Source organism: Kitasatospora sp. NPDC008050 (genome assembly GCF_042957465.1).
In the GTDB taxonomy this organism is placed as follows: domain Bacteria; phylum Actinomycetota; class Actinomycetes; order Streptomycetales; family Streptomycetaceae; genus Kitasatospora.
In genome coordinates, this window is the sequence record NZ_JBIBIJ010000014.1 from 48,321 (window position 1) to 67,116 (window position 18,796).

Consider the following 18,796-nt stretch of genomic DNA (forward strand, 5'->3'; position numbering starts at 1 on the left):
CCTTCGGTCTGACGACTCCGGTCGCACCGGCGCACCGGCGCTTCACCACGACAGCGCTCCGGTGCTTCAGCACGACAGCGCTACGGCTTGATCCCGTCGTACTGCAGCACCCGGTAGGCGCCCTGCTGGGTCCACTGCGAGACGATCAGCGTCAGCGAGGTGGCGCTCGCGCTGCCGGGGTGGATGTAGCCGCCGTACGGGCTGTCGAGCTGCGGGCGGAGCCAGTGGTTCGGCGGCCAGCTGGTGTTCGCGACGATCTGCGGGGTCGGCGCGGACCACGCCGCGTCGGGCCTGGCGGCGGTGCGGGTGGAGATCGAGCCGTCCACCAGGTCGAGGTAGCTCATGCAGTAGGTGTTGTCGATCCGCTTGACGGAGAACTCGCCGATGTTGTTGCCGGGTGCGAAGAGCGGGGTGGGCGGGGTGCCGTCGGTGGCCCAGTACCAGCTGCCGTTGTAGGTCCAGTTCTGCTGGGCGCCGAAGTTGCCGGCCCGGAACTCGTCGGGGTTGATCCGGAAGAGCTGGATCGCGCCCTGGTCCGCGGTGTTCTTGTGGCTGCCGTTCCAGCGCTTGGAGAAGATGTACAGCCAGCCGTCCGGGTCGATGCCGGCGAAGGACCACATGCCGTACATGGACTGGTTCACGCCGCGGTACTGGCCGTCCCAGTGGTAGGGGTAGTCGGTCCAGGTCGCGCCGAAGTCGTCGGAGTAGGCCACCCCCGACATCAGGGAGCCGTCCTCGCCGGGCGGCAGGTCGGAGCTGCCGATGCCGTTGTGCACCGAGGTGTACTGGAGGTAGGTGCGACCGCCGAACTCGATGCAGTCGTTGGGAATGCGGGTGCTCTCCTGGCCGTAGCCGTTGTCGACCCCGTGGGTGTAGTTGAACAGCTGGTCGGCGGTGCCGTTCGGCATCGCGTAGGTGAACGCGATCGGGGTGGCCCCGGAGCGGTCGAACGTCGCCTGATTGAGCATCACCGGGGAGCCGATGTAGGTGTTGCTGGTGTCGTTCGAGTCGCCGAACACATAGCCCCAGGTTTTGTCGTGCTCCCGGTAGTAAGGGATGCACAGGTCGCCGCTGCCCAGCCCCTGCCGGCCGGCCGAGTCGCCGGGCTGCTGGCAGAGCGGCGCGCCGGTCTGGCCGATGCCGTTGGTCGCGGCGGCGGGCGTGGCGCGCAGCAGGCCGGAGCCCACGGTGAGACCGGTGCCCAGGGCCAGGCCGGCGCCGAGCACGGAACGCCGGGTGAACTCGCCGTCCTGGCGGGGTGAAACGGACATCTTCGTCTCCTTCGAATGCGATCGCTGGTGGAGTCCGGGAACAGGCCCGGTCAGGCGGTGGCCGGGAGCCAGACGATCCCGCTGCCGCCGTCCTGGCCGATGGTCTGCGTCATGACGTTGCCGTCCTGCCAGTAGCGCGGGTGCTGCTGGAGGAAGCCGGCGAAGGAGTCCAGGCCAGTCGCGTCGCAGACCCCGTCGGTGTGGATGCAGAAGCGCTGGACCGGCACACCGGGGAAGTCCACCGGGCCGGTCCCCGGGGACACCGCGACCAGCGGCAGCGGGACGCCCGCCGGGAGCAGGTGCCAGAAGCCGGTGCCGGGCTGCAGCGGGTCGGCGTAGAGCATCCCGTCGACCTGCGAGCGGGGCACGGTGGTGCCGTTGCCGGAGACCGTCTGGAGCAGCAGGTCGCCGACCCAGGCGCCCTGGGAGTAGCCGACGACGGTGAACCGCGCCGTGGGGTCGGCCCGGTAGGTGTTCTGCAGCGCGGTCAGGGCGTTCTGGTAGCCCTGCTGCACGCTGTCGCCGAAGCTCGGCGCGAGCGGGGCCGGCATCTCGTTGTGGCTCCCGACGAACGGGCCACCGCTGGCCGGGTAGCAGACCGGCACCGGGATGCCGCCGTTCAGGTGCTGGTTCGCGTACTGGTAGGAGCCCGTACAGGTGGGCGCATCCGCTGCCGCTCCGGTGCCGCCGATCTCGATGTAGTAGTGGTGTTGCGGGGCGTCGGCGTGCGCGGCGCTCGGGACGGCGGCGGCGGCCAGCGCCAGCGCCGCGACACCGAGGACCGCCTTGCAGCGGCTGATCACCTTGTGCAGCTTCGTGTCGGACACGTGTCGGTTCCCTTCGAGTGGGGTGTGGGGGCGACAAGCCCTAGCCGGGCAGCCCCGGCCGGCGGTGGCGTGCGGCCGCCAGGATCAGCAGCAGCACGGCGATCACCGCCAGCGGGAGGCAGCCGTGCCCTCCGTTCGGCTTTCTTCGGTTCACTTCGACGTGGCCGCCGGGAGGAATGCCGGGGTGGCGCCTGGCGTAGTGCTCGATCTGCTGCTGCTCGCCCTGGGCCTGGCTGAGCCAGGGCGTCTTGAATCCGCACTCACCGCACCAGTAGCGGTAGGCCATGTCGGCTCCTCCGGATGTCGCCGCGGGGATGGTCATCGGGCGCGCGGCCCGGCAGGCCGCGCGCCCGAACGCCGACAGACTCACCGGGCCGACGAACTCACCGGGCCGACGAGACGGCCCACCCGGCCACCCGGCACTGATCGTCGCGTTCGCGCTGCTCAGCGGACAGGCCACCGCACCGGCCATCGGTGACCGGCCATTGGTGACCGGCCGTCACGGTAGGCTCACCGGCGGCTGTACTGGCAAGTAGGAAGGCTGACCCGGTGACAGATCAGCTCGGCACGCTGTTGCGCCGACTGCGCCACCAGTCGGGACTGACACAGGAGCAGGTGGCGGAACGGTCCGGGGTGAGCGTGCGCACCATCCGCCGGCTGGAGACGGGCAAGTCCGCCGACCACCGGCTGGGCACCGTGAACCTGCTGGCGGACGCCCTCGATGTCGGACCCGAGGACCGCCAACGGCTGGCGGCCACGCTCGCGAGAACGCAGCAGGCGGCGGTGGCCGAGGCGGCATCAGAGCCTGCGCCCCAGGCGGGGTCCGAGCCGGCGCCCGAGGCATCGGCGACGCCCCCCGCGCCGCTGCCCGAAGCGCCGGCCGCACCGCTGCCCGCGCCCGTCCCCGTCCCCGCCGCGCTCGCCGACGCCGTGCAGGAGCTCGCGCGGGAGATCAGGCGGCGCTGGCGGCGCGAGGAGGAGCAGCGCCGGGTCCACGACCCGTTCCCGCTGCCGGTCCGCTGGCAGCCGGCGCCGCCCGGCCTGACGGACCGTTCGGAGAACATCCAGCGCCTCGGCCCGGGGGCGGTGCCGCGCCAGGTGGACCTGAGCGGCGACCTGCGGAGCGTGGCGGAGGTCTACCGGCGGATCTCCTCCGGACGGCTGGTGGTGCTCGGCCGGGCCGGCTCCGGCAAGTCGATCCTCACCATCAGGTTCGTGCTGGACTTCATCGAGGCCGGGGCCGCCCCCGGCCGGGTACCGGTCATCTTCAGCCTCGGCGCCTGGGACCCGACCACCACCGCGCTGCGGGACTGGCTGATCGGCCGACTGCTGCGCGACCACCCGCACCTGGCCCGCCGCAGCCCGGGCGGCTCGACGCTGGCCGCGGCCCTGGTCGACGCCGACCTCGTGCTGCCGGTGCTCGACGGCTTCGACGAGATCGCGGAGGGCCTGCGGCAGGAGGCCCTGGAGGCACTCAACGCCACCTCGCTGCCGCTCGTCCTGACCAGTCGGCGGGCCGAGTTCGCCGAGGCCGTCCAGGCGGCACACGCACCGCTGGTCTGGGCCGCCGGCATCGAGCTCACCGATCTCTCGCCGGACGACCTGGCCGGCTACCTGCCGCGCACCGTCCGGGAGGTGACGCGCGGCGCCACCGACGGCCGCGGCACCACCGACGGCTGCGGGGACGGGGACGGCCACGGGGACGGCGGGCGTGCGACGGCCTGGGACGGCGTGCTGACCGCCGTGCGCGCCGGCGGGACCCAGGCACAGGCGAACCTCGCCGAGGTGCTGACCACCCCGCTCATGGTGATCCTGGCGCGCACCATGTACAGCGAGACGCCCGACCGGGATCCGGCCGAACTGCTGGACGCCACCCGCTTTCCCACCGCCAGGTCGCTCGAAGAGCACCTGCTGGCGGGCTTCGTCCCGGCGGTCTACCGGCGCCGGGTGCCCGAGCAGGCCGCGGGCCGGGGCCGGCCGCGCAGCTGGGAGTCGCAGCGCGCCCAGCAGTGGCTCGGCTACCTCTCGCACCACCTGGTCCGGCTCGACCACGAGCAGCAGGACCTCGCCTGGTGGCGGATCGGCGACTCGCTGCGGCGCTCGACCCGGGTGCTGGTCGTGGTGCTGGCCACCACGCTGTGCGTCACCCTGTCCGACTGGCTGGTCGCTCCGCTCCTCACCGGGCTGGGGATCGGCGAGGTCCTGCTCCAGGGGATCCTGATGGGCCCGGTCGCCGGCCTCGCCTTCGGCTGCGTGTACGCGGCCATGATGCGCTACGGCGGCGGGGCCGTCTTCGAACCGGCCCAGGTGCGGTGGCGGCTGCCCGGCACCCGCACCGGCGTCGGCCGCCGGCCGCTGCACACCTTCGCCGTCCGTTTCCGGGACGGTCTGCTCGGCGGCTCCGTGATGGGCGTCGGCTACGCGTGCGCGATCAGCCTTGAGCGCGCGGTGTCCTGGGGGCTGCCGCTGTCCGATCCCGCCGTCATCAACGGCACGCTGGTCAACATGCTCTGCTTCGGGCTGATCTTCGGCATGGCCGCGGGGTTGGTCTTCGGGCTCACGGCGGCGCTGGAGGCGCCGGTGGACGTCGCCTCCGCGGCCACCCCGGTCAGCCTGCTCGCGGCCAACCGCGCCACGGTGGGCCGTCAGGTCCTGGTGCTGGTACCGCTGTTCGCGCTCCTGGTCGCCACCGGCGGGCAGCTGGTGGTCTTCCTGCTCCAGGACGTGCTCGGACCGCTGACCTGGCGGCTGGCGGACGGGCTGCTGATCGGTGTGGTCGGCGGGCTCGGCGGTGCGGCCTCCTACGCCCTCGCCTTCACCGCCTGGGGCCAGTGGGCGGTGCTGTCCCGCGTCTGGCTGCCGTTGACCGGCAAGCTCCCCTGGGACACGGTGGCCTTCCTGGACGACGCCTACCACCGTGGCGTGCTGCGCCAGACCGGCGCGGTCTACCAGTTCCGCCACGTCCGGCTGCAGCACCACCTGGCCCGCAGCTTCCGCCAGCAGCAGCCCCACTACCGGCCGGCCAGCTTCCCCACCGTACCGAGCGGCACGCCCTGAGGCCTGTCCTCAGCGGCCCCGCTCCCCCGCTCCCCCACTCCCCGCTTGCCCGGGGGACGGGGCCGGGGGACGGGGCCGCCAGGCGGTCGCGGAACCAGCGGTGCCCCGGGCCGGCCCGACGCAGCCGCTCAGCCGCCGAGGTCGACCGTGCGGCCCGAGGCGGCGGAGCGGCGGGCGGCCTCCAGCACGGTGAGCACCTCCACCGCGTCGGTGGCGTCGACCGGGGCCGGCGCACCCTCGCGCAGCGCGGCGACCAGGCCGGTGTAGAACGCGGGGTAGTCACCGGGCAGGGACGGGTGGGGCCCGGTGTCCTCGGGGGTGCCCAGCAGTCCCCGGTCCGCTTCGGGCACCGTGCCCCAGCCCGCGCCGGGGCGCAGCCCGGCGCGCAGCGCCGCCTCCTGCGGGTCCAGGCGCGGTGCGGTGTAGGCCGCCCGGTCGCCCAGGACGCGCAGGCGCGGGCCCGGTTGCCCGGCCAGGGCGCTCATCCACAGGTGGGAGCGGACCCCGCCGGTGTGGGTCAGCGCGAGGAAGGCGTCGTCGTCCACCTGCGCGCCGGGCCGGCGGGCGTCGATCTCGGCGTAGACCCCCTCGGCCGGGCCGAACAGCCGCAGCGCCTGGTCGACCAGGTGGCTGCCCAGGTCGTGGAGGATGCCGCCGCCCCACGCGGGGTCGGGGCTCTCCCGCCACCCGGGGGCGGGCGCCGGCCGCCAGCGTTCGAAGCGGGATTCGAAGCGGTGCACCGTCCCCAGCGCCCCCTGGGCCAGCAGGTCCTGGAGGGTGAGGAAGTCGGCGTCCCAGCGGCGGTTCTGGAAGACCGTCAGCAGCAGGCCCAGCCGCCGGGCCTGCTCGACCAGGTCGCGCGCCTCGGCTGCGGTCGCGGCGAGCGGCTTGTCGACCACGACGGGCAGCCCGGCCGCCAGCGCGGCCCGGGCCACCGGCACGTGGGTGTGGTTGGGGGACGCGACCACGATCAGGTCCAGCTCCCCCGGGTCGGCGAGCAGCCGTCCGGTGTCGGCGACCACCCGGACGCCCGGGTGGTCGCGCTGCGCCTCGCCGCGGCGGCCGGGGTCGGCCGTGACGACGGTGTGCAGCCGCAGGCCGGGCGTGGTGGCGATGAGCGGGGCGTGGAACGCGCGGCCGGCCAGGCCGTAGCCGACCAGGCCGACGCGCAGTGGGGTGCTGGTTCCGGTGGGCGTTGCGGTGGGAGTAGCCATGCGGCACAGTTAAACAACACTGTTGTCTAAGTGCAACGGGCGCCGGGTCGGCCGGGGCCACGGCCACAGAATGGTGTCCATGAACACACCGCACGCCGGTACCAACCTGACCGGGCTCCGCGACCACAACACCGCGCTGGTCCTGAGCCTGCTGCGGGCCGCCCCGCAGGGCAGCAGCCGGGTGGAGCTGGCGGCCGGGACCGGCCTCACCCCGCAGGCGATCAGCAAGATCGTCGCCCGCCTGCTGGCCGCGGCGCTGGTCGAGGAGGACGGGCGCGGCGCGTCGACCGGCGGCAAGCCGCGCACGCTGCTGCGGCTGCGCCCGGCGGCGGGCTTCGCGGTCGGCGTCGAACTCGACCGCCACCGGACCACCGTGCTGCTGGTGGACCTGCGCGGCGAGATCCGCCACCGCGTCACCGTGCCCACCGGCCTGGCGGACGCGGCGCCGCGGCGGGCCGTCGAGCTGATCGCCGCGACGGTGCGCGAGGCCGCCGCGACGGCTCCGGCCGGGGCGGACCTGCTCGGCGTCGGCGTCGGCTGCCGGGGCCCGCTCGACCACGCGGGCGGCATCCTGCACCGCCCGGCCGGCCTCACGGCCTGGGACCGCTTCCCGTTGCGCGACGCGCTCGCCGAGCACCTGGCCCCCTGGCCGGTGCGGCTGGACAAGGACACCAACACCGCCGCACTCGCCTGCGCCGAGCCCGGCCACACCGCCTACCTGCACTTCGGCGACGGCCTGGGCGCCGCCCTGCTGCTGGACGGGGCCCTCTACCGCGGCGCCCGGACCAACGCGGGCGAGTTCGGCCACCAGGTGGTCCAGCTCGACGGCCCGGCCTGCACCTGCGGTTCGCGCGGCTGCCTGGAGGCGCTCTGCCTGGCGGCCCTGGCCACCGGCGACCACCGGGCGGTGGCCCGACTGCTGGCGGTGGGGGCGGCCAACCTCGTCCAGCTGCTCGACGTCGACCGGGTACAGCTCGGCGGAGAGGTGGTCTTCGCCCACCCCGAGCTGTACCCGGCGGAGATCACCGCCGGGCTCGCCGCACGGCTGCCGGACCGGGAGTGGCAGCAGGTCCCGGTCTCGCTCACCCCCGCCGGCCCGGCCGCCGTGGCGCTCGGCGCCGCCGAACTCGCCCTCGGCCCGCTCTTCGGACGCCGCGGCTGAGGACACCCGCCGCGCACCGGCCGGGAGCCGAGTTCGGCACTGAACTGTCATGCCCATATCAGTTCAATTCTTGATGAACCATACCCAGAGCGGACCCCGGCTTGAGCCGGGAATGACGGCAGTTATGCTCTAGTTCTCAAAGTCGAACTGGACAATGGCGTCCCAGTCAGATTCATTACCTGAACGCCAGAAGTCCTGTCACCTTCCCCAGGGACAAGGAGCGTTCAGGTGACCAGCACCGCCCAAGCGCCGCAGGTCCGCAGGCCCGGAGCCTCGGACAATCTCGGACACGTCATCTTCATCACGGCCGCCGCGGCAATGGGCGGGTTCCTCTTCGGCTACGACAGCTCCGTGATCAACGGTGCCGTGGCCGCGATCCGGGACAAGTACCACGTCGGCTCGGGCGCCCTCGCCCAGGTGGTGGCCATCGCCCTGATCGGCAGCGCGATCGGCGCGGCGCTGGGCGGCCGGCTGGCCGACCGCCTGGGCCGGATCCGGGTGATGCAGATAGCCGCCGCCCTGTTCACGGTGAGCGCGGTCGGCTCGGCCCTCCCCTTCAGCCTCTGGGACCTCGCCCTGTGGCGGGTGCTGGGCGGCATCGGCATCGGCATGGCCTCGGTGATCGGCCCCGCCTACATCGCCGAGGTGGCACCGCCCGCCTACCGCGGCCGGCTCGGCTCCTTCCAGCAGGCGGCGATCGTGATCGGCATCGCCATCTCACAGCTCGCCAACTACGGCATCCTGCAGGCCGCCGGCGGCAACCAGCGCGGCCACGTGCTGGGCCTGGAGGCATGGCAGCTGATGCTCGGCGTGATGGTGCTCCCGGCCGCGCTCTACGGGCTGCTCTCCTTCGCGATCCCGGAGTCGCCCCGCTTCCTGATCTCGACCGGCCGCATCGACCGGGCCAAGGCCGTCATCGCCGAGGTGGAGGGCGCCGGCAGCGACCTGGACGCCCGGGTCGCCGAGATCGAGCACGCCATGCGCAGCGAGCACCGCTCCACCTTCAAGGACCTGCTCGGCGGACGGTTCGGCCTGCTGCCGATCGTCTGGGTCGGCATCGGCCTGTCGGTCTTCCAGCAGCTGGTCGGCATCAACGTCGCCTTCTACTACTCCTCGACGCTGTGGCAGTCGGTGGGCATCGACCCCAGCTCCTCGTTCCTGTACTCCTTCACCACCTCGATCATCAACATCGTCGGCACGGTGGTCGCGATGGTCTTCGTCGACCGGGTCGGCCGCAAGCCGCTCGCGGTGGTCGGTTCGGTCGGCATGGCGATCGCGCTGGCCCTGGAGGCCTGGGCCTTCTCGGCCCGCACCGGCGCCGACCACGCACTCCCGCACGCCCAGGGCCTGCTGGCGCTGGTCGCGGCCCACGCGTTCGTCTTCTTCTTCGCGCTCTCCTGGGGCGTGGTCGTCTGGGTCATGCTCGGCGAGATGTTCCCCAACCGGATCCGCGCGGCCGCGCTGGGCGTCGCGGCCGCCGCGCAGTGGGTCGCCAACTGGCTGATCACGGTGACCTTCCCGACCCTGTCCGGCTGGAACCTCTCCGGCACCTACGTGATCTACGCGGTGTTCGCGGTGCTCTCGGTTCCGTTCGTGCTCAAGTTCGTCCGGGAGACCAAGGGCAAGTCCCTGGAGGAGATGGGCTGATCGCCCCTCCGTCCGCCGGCCACCAGCCCGCCCCGGTCCCGTTCACGGCACCGGGGCGGGCTGCCGTTCACTCGACGGCCCGCCGGTAGACCTGCTCCTGCTCGCGCCCGGGTCCGACCATCAGTCGGGCAGTCCGGCAGACGAAGCAGACGGAGCAGTCGGCGCGGACGGAGCAGTCGGCGCGGACGGAGCGGACGGGTCACACGGGTCACACGGGTCGGACACGCTCCGCGCCCCGTCGCCCAGCGTGCGCGCCGCGATCTCCACGAAGTCGAGCACCCGGCGCTCGCGCCGGTCCGCCACCGCCACCACGCAGATCTCGGCGGGCAGCGCATCCGCCACCGTGCGGAAGACCAGGTCGGGGCGGAGATAGGACTCCGCCACACTGCGGGGCACCAGGGCGATGCCGTGCCCGGCGGCGATCAGCTCGAACTTCTCCTCGACCGAGGAGGTCCGCCGCGCGTGCGCGTCCAGGACCGCCTCGCCGTCGAGATCCGCGAGCGTCAGCGACCGCCGCCGGGCCAGCGGGTGGGTCACGGGCAGGCAGGCGACCCTCGGCTCGCTGCCGAGAGACACGGTGTGCAGCCCCGTCTCGTCGAACGGACGCCGCAGGCAGCCGACATCGGCTCGGCCGTCCCGCAGCGGCGCCTCCTGCTCCCACCAGTGCAGACGGTGCAGCTCGATCTCGACCTCGGGATGGATCGCGGTGAACGCGCGCACCGCCTCCGAGACACGCAGCCCCGCAGCGAAGGCAACCACGAGCCGCTGCACACCCCGGTCGGCCTCGTGCACCCGCCGCACGGCGGCGTCCACGGTGGCGAACACCCCGCGCGCCTCCTCGTAGAGCTGCTCGCCCGCGGGCGTGAGCTCCACGCTGCGGGTCGTCCGCACCAGCAGCGCGCACCCCAACTCCTGTTCCAGCGCGCGGATCTGCCGGCTGAGGACGGGCTGCGCGATGTAGAGCCGCTCGGCGGCCCGGCCGAAGTGCCGCTGCTCCGCGACCGCGGCGAAGTAGCGCAGCTTACGCAGGTCGAGATCCATGCCCCGAGGGTATCAATCATCGCCGAGAGGTATTGGACGCTCACCCTGAGCCGCCCCCAGCATGGACACATGATCGTCATCACCACGCCCACGGGCGACATCGGCAGCCAGGTCCTCGACACCCTCCTCAAGAACACCTCCGGCGACGGCGAGCACCTGCGCGTCATCGTGCGCGATCCCGCCAAGCTCCCCGACCCGGTCCGCGAACGCGTCGACGTCGTCGCGGGCTCGCACGGCGAGGCGGACGTCGTCGACCGTGCGTTCACCGGCGCGGACGCCGTCTTCTGGCTCGCCCCGCCGAACCCGCGGGCCGCGAGCCTCGAACAGGCCTACGCCGGCTTCACCCGGGCGGCCGCGCGGGCGTTCACGGCGCACGGCGTCCGGCACGTGGTCGGCGTCTCGGCGCTCGGCCGGGGCACCGCCCCCGCCGCCCGGGCCGGGCACGTCACCGCCTCCCTCGCCATGGACGACCTCATCGCGAGCACCGGCGTGGCCTACCGGGCGCTGGCAGCCCCCTCGTTCATGGACAACATGCTGCGCCAGGTGCGCTCGATCCGCGACGAGGGCGTGTTCACCGGCACCGACACCGCCGACCGCAAGGCCCCGACGGCCGCGACCCGCGACATCGCGGCGGCGGCCGCCGGACTGCTCCTCGACCGGTCGTGGACGGGGACCGGGAGCGCGGCGGTGCTCGGCCCCGAGGACCTCGGCCCGGACGACCTGGCCCGCATCATGGCGCAGGTGCTCGGCCTGCCGGTGCGCTACCAGCGGCAGTCCTTCGACGACCTGCGGGCGACGGTCCTCGGCCACGGGGCGAGCGAGGCGATCGCCGACGGCATGGTCGACATGATGCGCGCGAAGGAGGCGGGCCTGGACGACGGCGTGCGGCGCACCCCGCAGACCACGAGCCCCACCACCTTCCGGCAGTGGTGCGAGGAGGTGCTCCGGCCCGCCGTCCTCGCCTGAGCGGCCAGGGCAGGCTCCGGGGGCGGGTTACTGCTCGGCGGCCGGGACCAGCTTGCGCAGCGCGGGGCCGTACTCCGGGTGCGCGAGGCCGAAGGCGAGCTGGGCGCTGATGTAGGCGAGCGGGTTGCCGGTGTCGTACCAGGTCCCGTCGATCACCTGGCCGTACACCGCCCGGCCCGCCGCGTAGCGGTTGATCGCGTCGGTCAGGTAGATCTCGCCCACCGGGTTCTCGTGCCACCGCCGGGTGGCCTCGCGCAGCTCGTCCACGATGCCCGGGGTGATCACATACCCGCCGATCGCGGCGTAGTTCGACGGCGCCTGGTCCGGCTTCGGCTTCTCGACCAGGCCGGTGATGCGCAGCGAGCCCTCGCCGAGGTCCTCCTTCACCACGGGCACGCCGTAGCGGTGGGAGTCGACGGGGTCCATCGGCATCAGCGCCAGCACGGGCGCGTTCGTCTTCTCGTAGGCCGTGATGAGCTGCTGGGCGCGCGGGATGCCGGAGACGAAGACGTCGTCGGGCCAGATCACCAGGGCGGCCTCGTCGAGATGGCGGTAGGCGTTGAGCACCGGGGTGCCGTTGCCGTACGGGCCGTGCTGGTCGAGATAGGTGATGTGCCCGAGCCGGGACAGCTCGCCGATCTCGCGCACCGCGTCCGCGTACCCGTCCTTGCCGTCCGCCCGGAGCTGGGCGACCAGCGCCGGGTTGGGCCGGAAGTGCTCCTGGATCATGCTCTTGCCACCGGAGATGACGATGGTGATGTCCGTGATGCCGGACTCGATCACCTCGCGCACGGTGTGCTCGATCACCGGCCGGTCACCGACGATCAGCATCTCCTTGGGCACGGCCTTGGTGGCCGGCAGGAGCCGGGAGCCGAGGCCGGCGGCGGGGATGATGGCGCGACGGATGGTGCTGGGCATGGGCTGCTCGCTTTCGTCTCACTCCGCGTCTCACGCGCTGGTGCGAGCCCAGGGTGACACGGCGGGCCGCAAAGCCCCCAATGACTGACTTCTCGTCATCAACGGTCCATGTCAGGGCAGTCGGGTGTTGGGACACACCCGCGCGCCCCGAGGGTGATGCTGCTCACACGCACCAGGATGGCGCAGGATGTCACACCTGCGCCAGCTCCCCTGTCCCCCTGGGTGAGGACGGTCCGCGGTGGAGCGCCCCGCGATGGAAGGAACCGACAGCGATGACCACGATTCTGGTGACCGGCGGCACCGGAACGCTCGGGCGGCTCGTCACCGAACGACTGCGGGCGAGCGGGCACGAGGTCCGCGTGCTCAGCCGGCACACCGAGCCCTACGCCGTCGACCTGCGCGAGGGCGGTCCCGGCCTGGAGGCGGCGGTCGCGGGTACGCAGGTGGTCGTCCACTGCGCCTCCACCCCGCGGGGCGGGGACGAGAAGGCCGCCGCGAACCTGATCGCGGCGGCCCGCCGGGCGGGAGTCGCCCATCTGGTCTACATCTCGATCGTCGGCGTCGACCGGGTGCCGTTCGGCTACTACCGGGCGAAGCTCGCGGTCGAGAAGCTGGTGGAGGCCTCGGGGCTGGGCTGGACCGTGCTGCGCACCACCCAGTTCCACGACCTGGTGCTCCAGGTGCTGCAGACCCTGGCGAAGCCGCCGGTGATGCTGCTGCCGGCGGGCATCAGCGACCAGCCCATCGAGGTGGCGGAGGTCGCCGACCAGCTGGCCGAACTGGCGTCGGGCGCCCCCGCCGGACGGGTCGCGGACCTGGGCGGCCCCGAGGTCCGCACCCTGGTGGAGCTGGTGCGCGCCTACCAGCGGGCGAGCGGGCGGCGCCGTCCGCTGCTCAACGTCCCGCTGGCGGGCAAGGCCTACCGCGGGTTCCGGTCCGGCGGACATCTGACGCCGCAACGGGCGGTGGGCACGGGCACCTTCGAGCAGTTCCTCGCGGAACGCTTCCCGGCCCGCGGCTGACCACGCCAGGGGCCGGGGGGCCGAGCGGCCGGCCGGCCCGATGGCTGCGCCGGTCCCGCGACTCGCGAGACCGGCGCACCCGTTGCTCTGCTGACCGTCCTACTGCTGGACGAAGACCGCCACCGTCCGCGCCGGCACGGTGAAGGTGCCCGTGGCGGCGTCGAAGGCCGAGGTCTTCACCACCGGGTCCGCACCCCCGGCCTGGGCCGGGTGCAGCTGCTGGGCCGTGCCCGCCAGGGTGGGCAGGGTCTGGCGCTGGGCGGTCGGGGTGGCGTTGAAGACCACGGTGACGGAGCGGTAGGTGTGCAGCCCGGTGCCGTCGAGGTGGAGGGTGAGCACGCCCGGGGTCTCCCCGGAGGTGCCGGAGAGCGGGTAGCTCAGCCGCTGCTGGACGTCGGCTGCCGTGGGCAGCGAGAAGAGCGGGGTGGACTGCTTGATCCGCAGGAACTGCTGGTACTGCTGCGAGGCCGCGTTCTCGGCCGAACAGCCGGGCACCAGCGCGGGGTTGGCGAGCAGCGGCTGGGCGTAGGGCCAGAAGGGCCCGTTGCCGGCGGCCGGTGGCAGGCCGCGGCCGAAGCCGTTGCCCTGCGCGCAGTTCCACTGGATCGCGTTGAACCAGTCGCCGCTGTCGTAGGAGTTGGCGTCCAGCGACTTGGAGCGCAGCTGGTCGCTGCCCGCGACCGCGAAGCCGGGGCCCTGGGAGAGCGCGGTGGTGGCCAGGGCCAGGGACTGCATCCGGGCCCGGTCGGCCGCCGAGGTGCCGGTGGGCAGTTTGTAGGCGAGCGCGTCGTAGAGGGTGAGGTTGTCGTGCGCGTCCACGTAGGTGACCGCCTCACCGGGGTTCGCCGTGTAGCCGGCCGGGGAGCCGTTGTAGTCGACTTCCGAGCCGGTGACGGCCTTTCCGGCGCTGTCGGTGAAGGAGTAGGCGGCCAGGTTGCCGGTCAGGCCCACCTCGAGCTGGTCCATCGCGTGCAGCAGGGCGGCCTTCTGCTGGTCCGGACTTCCGTTGGCCGCATCGCCGTTGGGGTCGGTGTAGAGCCCGGAGGCAAAGCCCTGCAGGCGCGGGTCGGTGTCGAACGGGCCGCCGCCGCGCACGGCATCGCGCTGGCGGTCGTTGAAGGTGGCGATGCCGGTGCCGGCCATGTTGGCCTGGGTGGCCTGGGTGAAGCGGGCGTTGTCGGCGACCACGCCGAAGTTCCAGCCCTCGCCGTAGAGGAACTCGCTGCGGCCGGTCTGCTGGAGGGAGGACCGCACGTCGAGCATGGTCTGCTTGGGGTCCAGGCCCATCAGGTCGAACCGGAAGCCGTCCACGTGGTACTGGGTGGCCCAGGTCCGGGTGGAGTCCACCACGAGCTTGTTCATCATGGTGTGCTCGGGCGCGGTGTCGGCGCAGCAGCTGTCGGTGGTGACCGCGCCGGTGGCGGAGAGCCGTTGGTAGTAGCCGGGCACGATCCGGTCAAGGACCGAGTGCGGGTCCTGGCCGGAGGCGGCGGTGTGGTTGTAGACCACGTCCATCACCACCCGCAGGCCCACCTTGTGCAGGGCGGCGACCATCTGGCGGAACTGCTCGGTGCGGGCGGTGCCGTCCGGGTCGGTCGCGTAGGAGCCCTCGGGGACGGTGTAGTGGTAGGGGTCGTAGCCCCAGTTGTAGGCGTCGGTGGCGGCCGTCTTGGCCACGCAGGCCTGCTGCTGCGAGGAGTCGGCCGGGTAGGAGGCCAGGTCGCAGGGCGGGGTGGACTGCTCGGACTTCGCCTCGGGGACGGAACTGAAGTCGAAGGTGGGCAGCAGGTGGACGGTGGTGACGCCTGCCTTGGCGAGGGCCGTCAGGTGTTTCATGCCGTCGGAGTTCAGGTCGGTGAAGGCCAGGTAGCTGCCGCGGTCGGCGGCGGGCACGGTGGTGTCGGCGACCGAGAAGTCGCGGACGTGGAGTTCCTGGACCTCCTGCCGGCCCGCGGTGATGGCCGGCGGCGACTTCTCGCTCCCCCAGCCGGCGGGCGCGGTGGCGGGGTCGTCGAGGTCGACGATCTCGCTGCGCTCGGAGTCGGTGGACAGCGCCAGTGAGTAGGGGTCGGTGACGTGGTTGGTGACGACCTGCTGCACCGACGGCGCCCAGACGGTGACCCGGTAGAGGTAGTACTTGCCCTTCCAGGAGCCGTTGCCGCTCGCCGACCAGACGCCGGTGGCGTCGTCGCGCTTCATCGCGACCAGGTGCGGGGTGGTGGCGGTGGAGCTGTCATAGAGCTCCAGGCTGACGCCGGCGGCGGTCGGGGCCCAGACGGACAGGCGCACCGAGTTGCCGCCGGCCACCGGGCCGAGCTGGGCCTTGCTCGCCTTCGCTCCGTAGACCGCGTCGAGTACGCCGGGGGTCTGCACGCCGGTGGCGGCGAGCAGCGCACCGTTCGCCTCGCGTTGCGTCATGATCAGCTGGCCGCGCAGCGCGGTGGCCGTCCGCTGGGTGTCCCGGGGGTCGACGGTGAAGGCGGTCCAGCCCTTCAGCTCGGGGTGGGCGGCGAGTTGGGCCGACGTCAGGCCGCCCGCCCGGGGCAGCAGGCGCAGCCAGTAGCCGGGGTCGGTGAGGTCGCCGTCCTTGACGGTCAGCGCGCCGGTGGGCGAGTAGACGAGTTCGGCCGAGGCGCCGGCGGCCAGGTTCTGGCCGAAGCCCCAGCCGGCCGGGACGGCGACCGTGGTGGCGTCGATCCACTGGGCCTTGGCCTGGGTGAGGTCGAGGTCGGCGGCGGAGGCGGTGGGCTGCGGCAGGATGTAGCCGGGTGTGCCGTCGGTGATCCAGACCTCGCGGCCGTTGACGGCGAAGTTCAGCTCCTGGTTGTCCGGCAGGTCCTTGGTGTCACCGTTGTGCAGGATGTAGTCGAGCACGGTGGCCCCGGGCGCGAGCGGCACGGTGAAGACGTCCCCGAACGCGTCGGTGCCCGAGGGCGGCAGCGGGCTGGTCCAGCTGGTGGGGCCGGCCGCGCCGGTCCAGTCGTGCAGGCCCCAGCCGGCGTAGTTCCCGTCGGCGCGGTGGTAGTGCAGGATCGCGGTGTTCGCCGGGAGGGGCGGCGTGCTGCCGGGGTTGCTGGTGTAGGTGGTCGGGTCACCGGAGTTCACCCAGACCTCGCCGGTGGCGGACAGGTCGATGGACCGGTCCGCGGCGCCGTCCTTGGTGCCGTTGTTCTCCACGATGAAGCCGACGTTGGACGCGCCGGGCTTGACCTTCACATAGGCGAAGGCGCCGTAGGCGTCGCGGCCGATGAAGGGGTGGCCGGCCGGCCAGCTGGTGCTCTGGCCGTCGGCGAGGTCGCCCCAGGCGTAGAGGTTCCAGTTGGTGTAGTCGCCGTCGGCGCGGTGGTAGTGGACGACCGCGTAACTGCGGTTCGCGGCGCTGGGCTTGGTGACCGGCGCGGGCGTTCCGACGGTGCTGCTCGCGGTGGCGTCGGCCGGCCGGCCGGCGCTGTCCTGGACAACCGCCTTGTAGCGCACGGTCGTTCCTGGGGCCACGCCCGCGAGGTTCTGGGTCACCTGGTAGGGCGCGTGGTCAGCGGTGCCCAGGGTCTGCCACGGGCCGTTTCCGACGGCGGCGGCGAAAGTGACCCGGTCGAAGCCGCCGCCGGGGACGGTCGCGGCCACGGTGGCGGTGCCGGTGGCGCCGGTGGCGGGTGCGGTGAGGGTCAGGGCGGGGCCTGCCGCGGGCTTGGCGAGCTTGCCGGCCGCCTTGTAGACGACGGCGGACTGCGCGGGAACGGTGACCGCGAGCTTGCTGTCCGCGCCCGTGGTGACGGCCCCGGCCGGGGCGCCGTAGAGGGGGTCGAACCTCATGCCCGCCGAGTAGGTGGGGACGCTGACGCTCTGCGCGCTCGTCGCGTTGTTCACCGCGACCAGGTACTCGACCTGCTGCTTCTCGTCGATCCGGGAGAAGGCGTACACCCCGGGTCCGCCTGCCGCGTAGCGCTCGATCTGCGCGCCGTCCGCAAGGGAGGGGTTGGCCTTGCGCAGCTGGGCGAGGGCGGCGATGGTCGTGTAGAGCGGGGTGTCGGTGCCGTAGCGGTCGGCGGAGCCGGTGGCGCCGCCGATGACGGTGTCGGTGTTGTACTCGCCCACCTGCGAGGCGAACATGTCCTGCCGCGCCGACTTGTCGCCGCCGGTGCCGGTGAAGCCCTGCTCGTCGCCGTAGTAGACCACCGGCTGGCCACGGGTCAGGAACTGGAGCTGCTGGGCGAGTTGGTCCTTCTTCAGCAGCTCGGCGCTGCTCTCGCCCGGGTTGGCGGACTGCAGGAAGTAGCCGATCCGGCCCATGTCGTGGTTGCCGAGGAAGGTCGGCAGCTCATAGGCGTTGGTGTCGGCACTGGTGTACTTGTAGTCGTTGGCGTACAGGGAGGACAGCGCCTGGGCGGAGCCGCCGTTCGCGACGTAGCTCTGCGCCGCCGACTGGAACGGGAAGTCCAGCGTGGCCTGCAGCTTGCCCTGGGTGACGTAGGAGGAGGTGGTGGAGGTGTCGCTGTCGTACACCTCGCCGAACATGAAGAAGTTGCGGTTGCCGTGGTCGGCCGCGAACTTCTTGAGTGCCGGCGCCCACTGCTGCCAGAAGGCCATGTCGACGTTCTTCACGGTGTCGATCCGGAAGCCGTCGACGCCGGTGTTCCTGACCCAGTCCTCGTAGACCTTCTCGAACCCCTGGACGACACGCGGATCCTGGGTGTCCAGGTCGTCCAGGCCGGAGAAGTCCCCCTCGGTGCCGGACTCACCGGTGAAGGTGGAGTTGCCCCGGTTGTGGTAGAGCGTCGGGTCGTTGAGCCAGGAAGGGCTCTTCGCGGTGGCGTCGCCCGGCTTGTCGAAGACCGGTGTGTAGGGGAAGGAACTCGTGTTCAGCTTCGGGTAGTTCGACGTTCCGTTGGCCGCGTTGGCATTGGCTGTGGCAGTGGTGTCGACCGGCCGCCCGTCGGCGTCCAGGGTCGGATACGCGCCGGTGGAGCGGTAGTCCTCGCTCCCCTGCGCGTAGTCGATGACGTCGGCGGTGTGGTTGGTGATGACGTCGAAGAAGACCTTCATGCCCATCGTGTGGGCCTTGTCGATCAGCTGCTTGAGCTCGGCGTTGGTGCCGAAGTGCGGGTCGACCTGGGTGAAGTCGGTGATCCAGTACCCGTGGTAGCCCGCTGACGCGGCGTCTCCGGTGCCCTGCACCGGCTTGTTCTTGAAGATCGGCGCCATCCAGATCGCGGTGGTGCCGAGCTTCTTGATGTAGTCCAGCTTGCCGATCAGGCCCTTCAGGTCCCCACCGTGGTAGAAGCCCTTGTCGGTGGGGTCGAAGCCGTTGTCCATCCGGCCGCCGGTGATCCCGCCGGTGTCGTTGCCGGTGTCGCCGTTGGCGAAGCGGTCCGGCAGCACGAAGTAGTACTGCTCGCGGGTCAGATCGTGCCGGTCCGGGGTGGCCGCGAGCGCCCGGTCGGACGGCGCGGCGGGCAGCGCGGCCGCGGCGGCCGGCGTCACCGCGGCGAGGGCCGAGGCCGGCGCGGCCACCGGCGCGAGGAGCGCGGCCGAGACGATCAGGCTGCGGAATCTGGCTCTTCTGACCACGCGGGCTCTCCCTTGAGACGGCGTCAGCGATGCGGAAAGTCAGGGAGAACGTACTGTTCGCAAGATATTTCAGCAAGATGCGGAAAGAGTTTCCATCAGATGA

Annotated in this window: 12 protein-coding genes; 5 read left to right on the top strand and 7 right to left on the bottom strand. The window is 72.4% G+C overall.

Annotation, left to right across the window (positions count from 1 at the left end; all coding sequences use genetic code 11):
* Positions 1-80: 80 nt before the first annotated feature.
* The 3 genes from ACFZB9_RS25120 to ACFZB9_RS25130 are packed head-to-tail and all read right to left on the bottom strand — an operon-like array spanning position 81 to position 2,384.
* On the bottom strand, positions 81-1,271 hold the full coding sequence (locus tag ACFZB9_RS25120) for a DUF4185 domain-containing protein (RefSeq protein ID WP_391450643.1): 1,191 nt from the start codon (positions 1,269-1,271) through the stop codon (positions 81-83).
* A gap of 50 nt (positions 1,272-1,321) precedes the next feature.
* Positions 1,322-2,098 (bottom strand): PE-PPE domain-containing protein, encoded by a 777-nt coding sequence (locus tag ACFZB9_RS25125; RefSeq protein ID WP_391450645.1) that lies wholly within the window; start codon positions 2,096-2,098, stop codon positions 1,322-1,324.
* A gap of 40 nt (positions 2,099-2,138) precedes the next feature.
* Positions 2,139-2,384: a hypothetical protein gene (locus ACFZB9_RS25130; protein ID WP_391450647.1), complete on the bottom strand. Its 246-nt coding sequence runs from the start codon at positions 2,382-2,384 to the stop codon at positions 2,139-2,141.
* Between the two features lie 263 nt (positions 2,385-2,647).
* Here ACFZB9_RS25130 and ACFZB9_RS25135 point away from each other — a divergent pair, with 263 nt between their 5' ends.
* Positions 2,648-5,155, top strand: coding sequence for a helix-turn-helix domain-containing protein (locus ACFZB9_RS25135; RefSeq protein ID WP_391450649.1), 2,508 nt, complete (start codon positions 2,648-2,650; stop codon positions 5,153-5,155).
* A 128-nt stretch (positions 5,156-5,283) separates the two neighbouring features.
* Here ACFZB9_RS25135 and ACFZB9_RS25140 read toward each other — a convergent pair whose 3' ends face one another.
* Positions 5,284-6,369, bottom strand: coding sequence for a Gfo/Idh/MocA family oxidoreductase (locus tag ACFZB9_RS25140; RefSeq protein ID WP_391450651.1), 1,086 nt, complete (start codon positions 6,367-6,369; stop codon positions 5,284-5,286).
* A gap of 79 nt (positions 6,370-6,448) precedes the next feature.
* On the opposite strand from ACFZB9_RS25140, the gene ACFZB9_RS25145 reads away from it, so the two are divergent.
* Both ACFZB9_RS25145 and ACFZB9_RS25150 read left to right on the top strand, forming a co-directional pair.
* Positions 6,449-7,531 carry an ROK family transcriptional regulator gene (locus tag ACFZB9_RS25145; protein ID WP_391450653.1) on the top strand — a complete coding sequence of 361 codons (1,083 nt, stop codon included), beginning with the start codon at positions 6,449-6,451 and terminating at the stop codon, positions 7,529-7,531.
* Between the two features lie 228 nt (positions 7,532-7,759).
* A complete protein-coding gene (locus tag ACFZB9_RS25150) occupies positions 7,760-9,178 on the top strand; it encodes a sugar porter family MFS transporter (protein ID WP_391450655.1) in 1,419 nt (472 codons plus the stop codon).
* Positions 9,179-9,298: 120 nt separating this feature from the next.
* On the opposite strand, the gene ACFZB9_RS25155 is transcribed toward ACFZB9_RS25150, so the two are convergent.
* A complete protein-coding gene (locus tag ACFZB9_RS25155) occupies positions 9,299-10,219 on the bottom strand; it encodes a LysR family transcriptional regulator (protein ID WP_391450657.1) in 921 nt (306 codons plus the stop codon).
* Positions 10,220-10,288: 69 nt separating this feature from the next.
* Between ACFZB9_RS25155 and ACFZB9_RS25160 the strand changes: the two genes are divergently transcribed.
* Positions 10,289-11,185, top strand: coding sequence for an NAD(P)H-binding protein (locus ACFZB9_RS25160; RefSeq protein ID WP_391450659.1), 897 nt, complete (start codon positions 10,289-10,291; stop codon positions 11,183-11,185).
* A gap of 27 nt (positions 11,186-11,212) precedes the next feature.
* Here ACFZB9_RS25160 and ACFZB9_RS25165 read toward each other — a convergent pair whose 3' ends face one another.
* On the bottom strand, positions 11,213-12,103 hold the full coding sequence (locus ACFZB9_RS25165) for a UTP--glucose-1-phosphate uridylyltransferase (protein ID WP_391450661.1): 891 nt from the start codon (positions 12,101-12,103) through the stop codon (positions 11,213-11,215).
* Between the two features lie 272 nt (positions 12,104-12,375).
* On the opposite strand from ACFZB9_RS25165, the gene ACFZB9_RS25170 reads away from it, so the two are divergent.
* Complete coding sequence (locus ACFZB9_RS25170) at positions 12,376-13,125, top strand: SDR family oxidoreductase (RefSeq protein WP_391450663.1); 750 nt, start codon at positions 12,376-12,378, stop codon at positions 13,123-13,125.
* A gap of 99 nt (positions 13,126-13,224) precedes the next feature.
* On the opposite strand, the gene pulA is transcribed toward ACFZB9_RS25170, so the two are convergent.
* Positions 13,225-18,693 carry a pullulanase-type alpha-1,6-glucosidase gene (gene pulA, locus ACFZB9_RS25175; protein WP_391450665.1) on the bottom strand — a complete coding sequence of 1,823 codons (5,469 nt, stop codon included), beginning with the start codon at positions 18,691-18,693 and terminating at the stop codon, positions 13,225-13,227.
* Between the last annotated feature and the right edge of the window lie 103 nt (positions 18,694-18,796).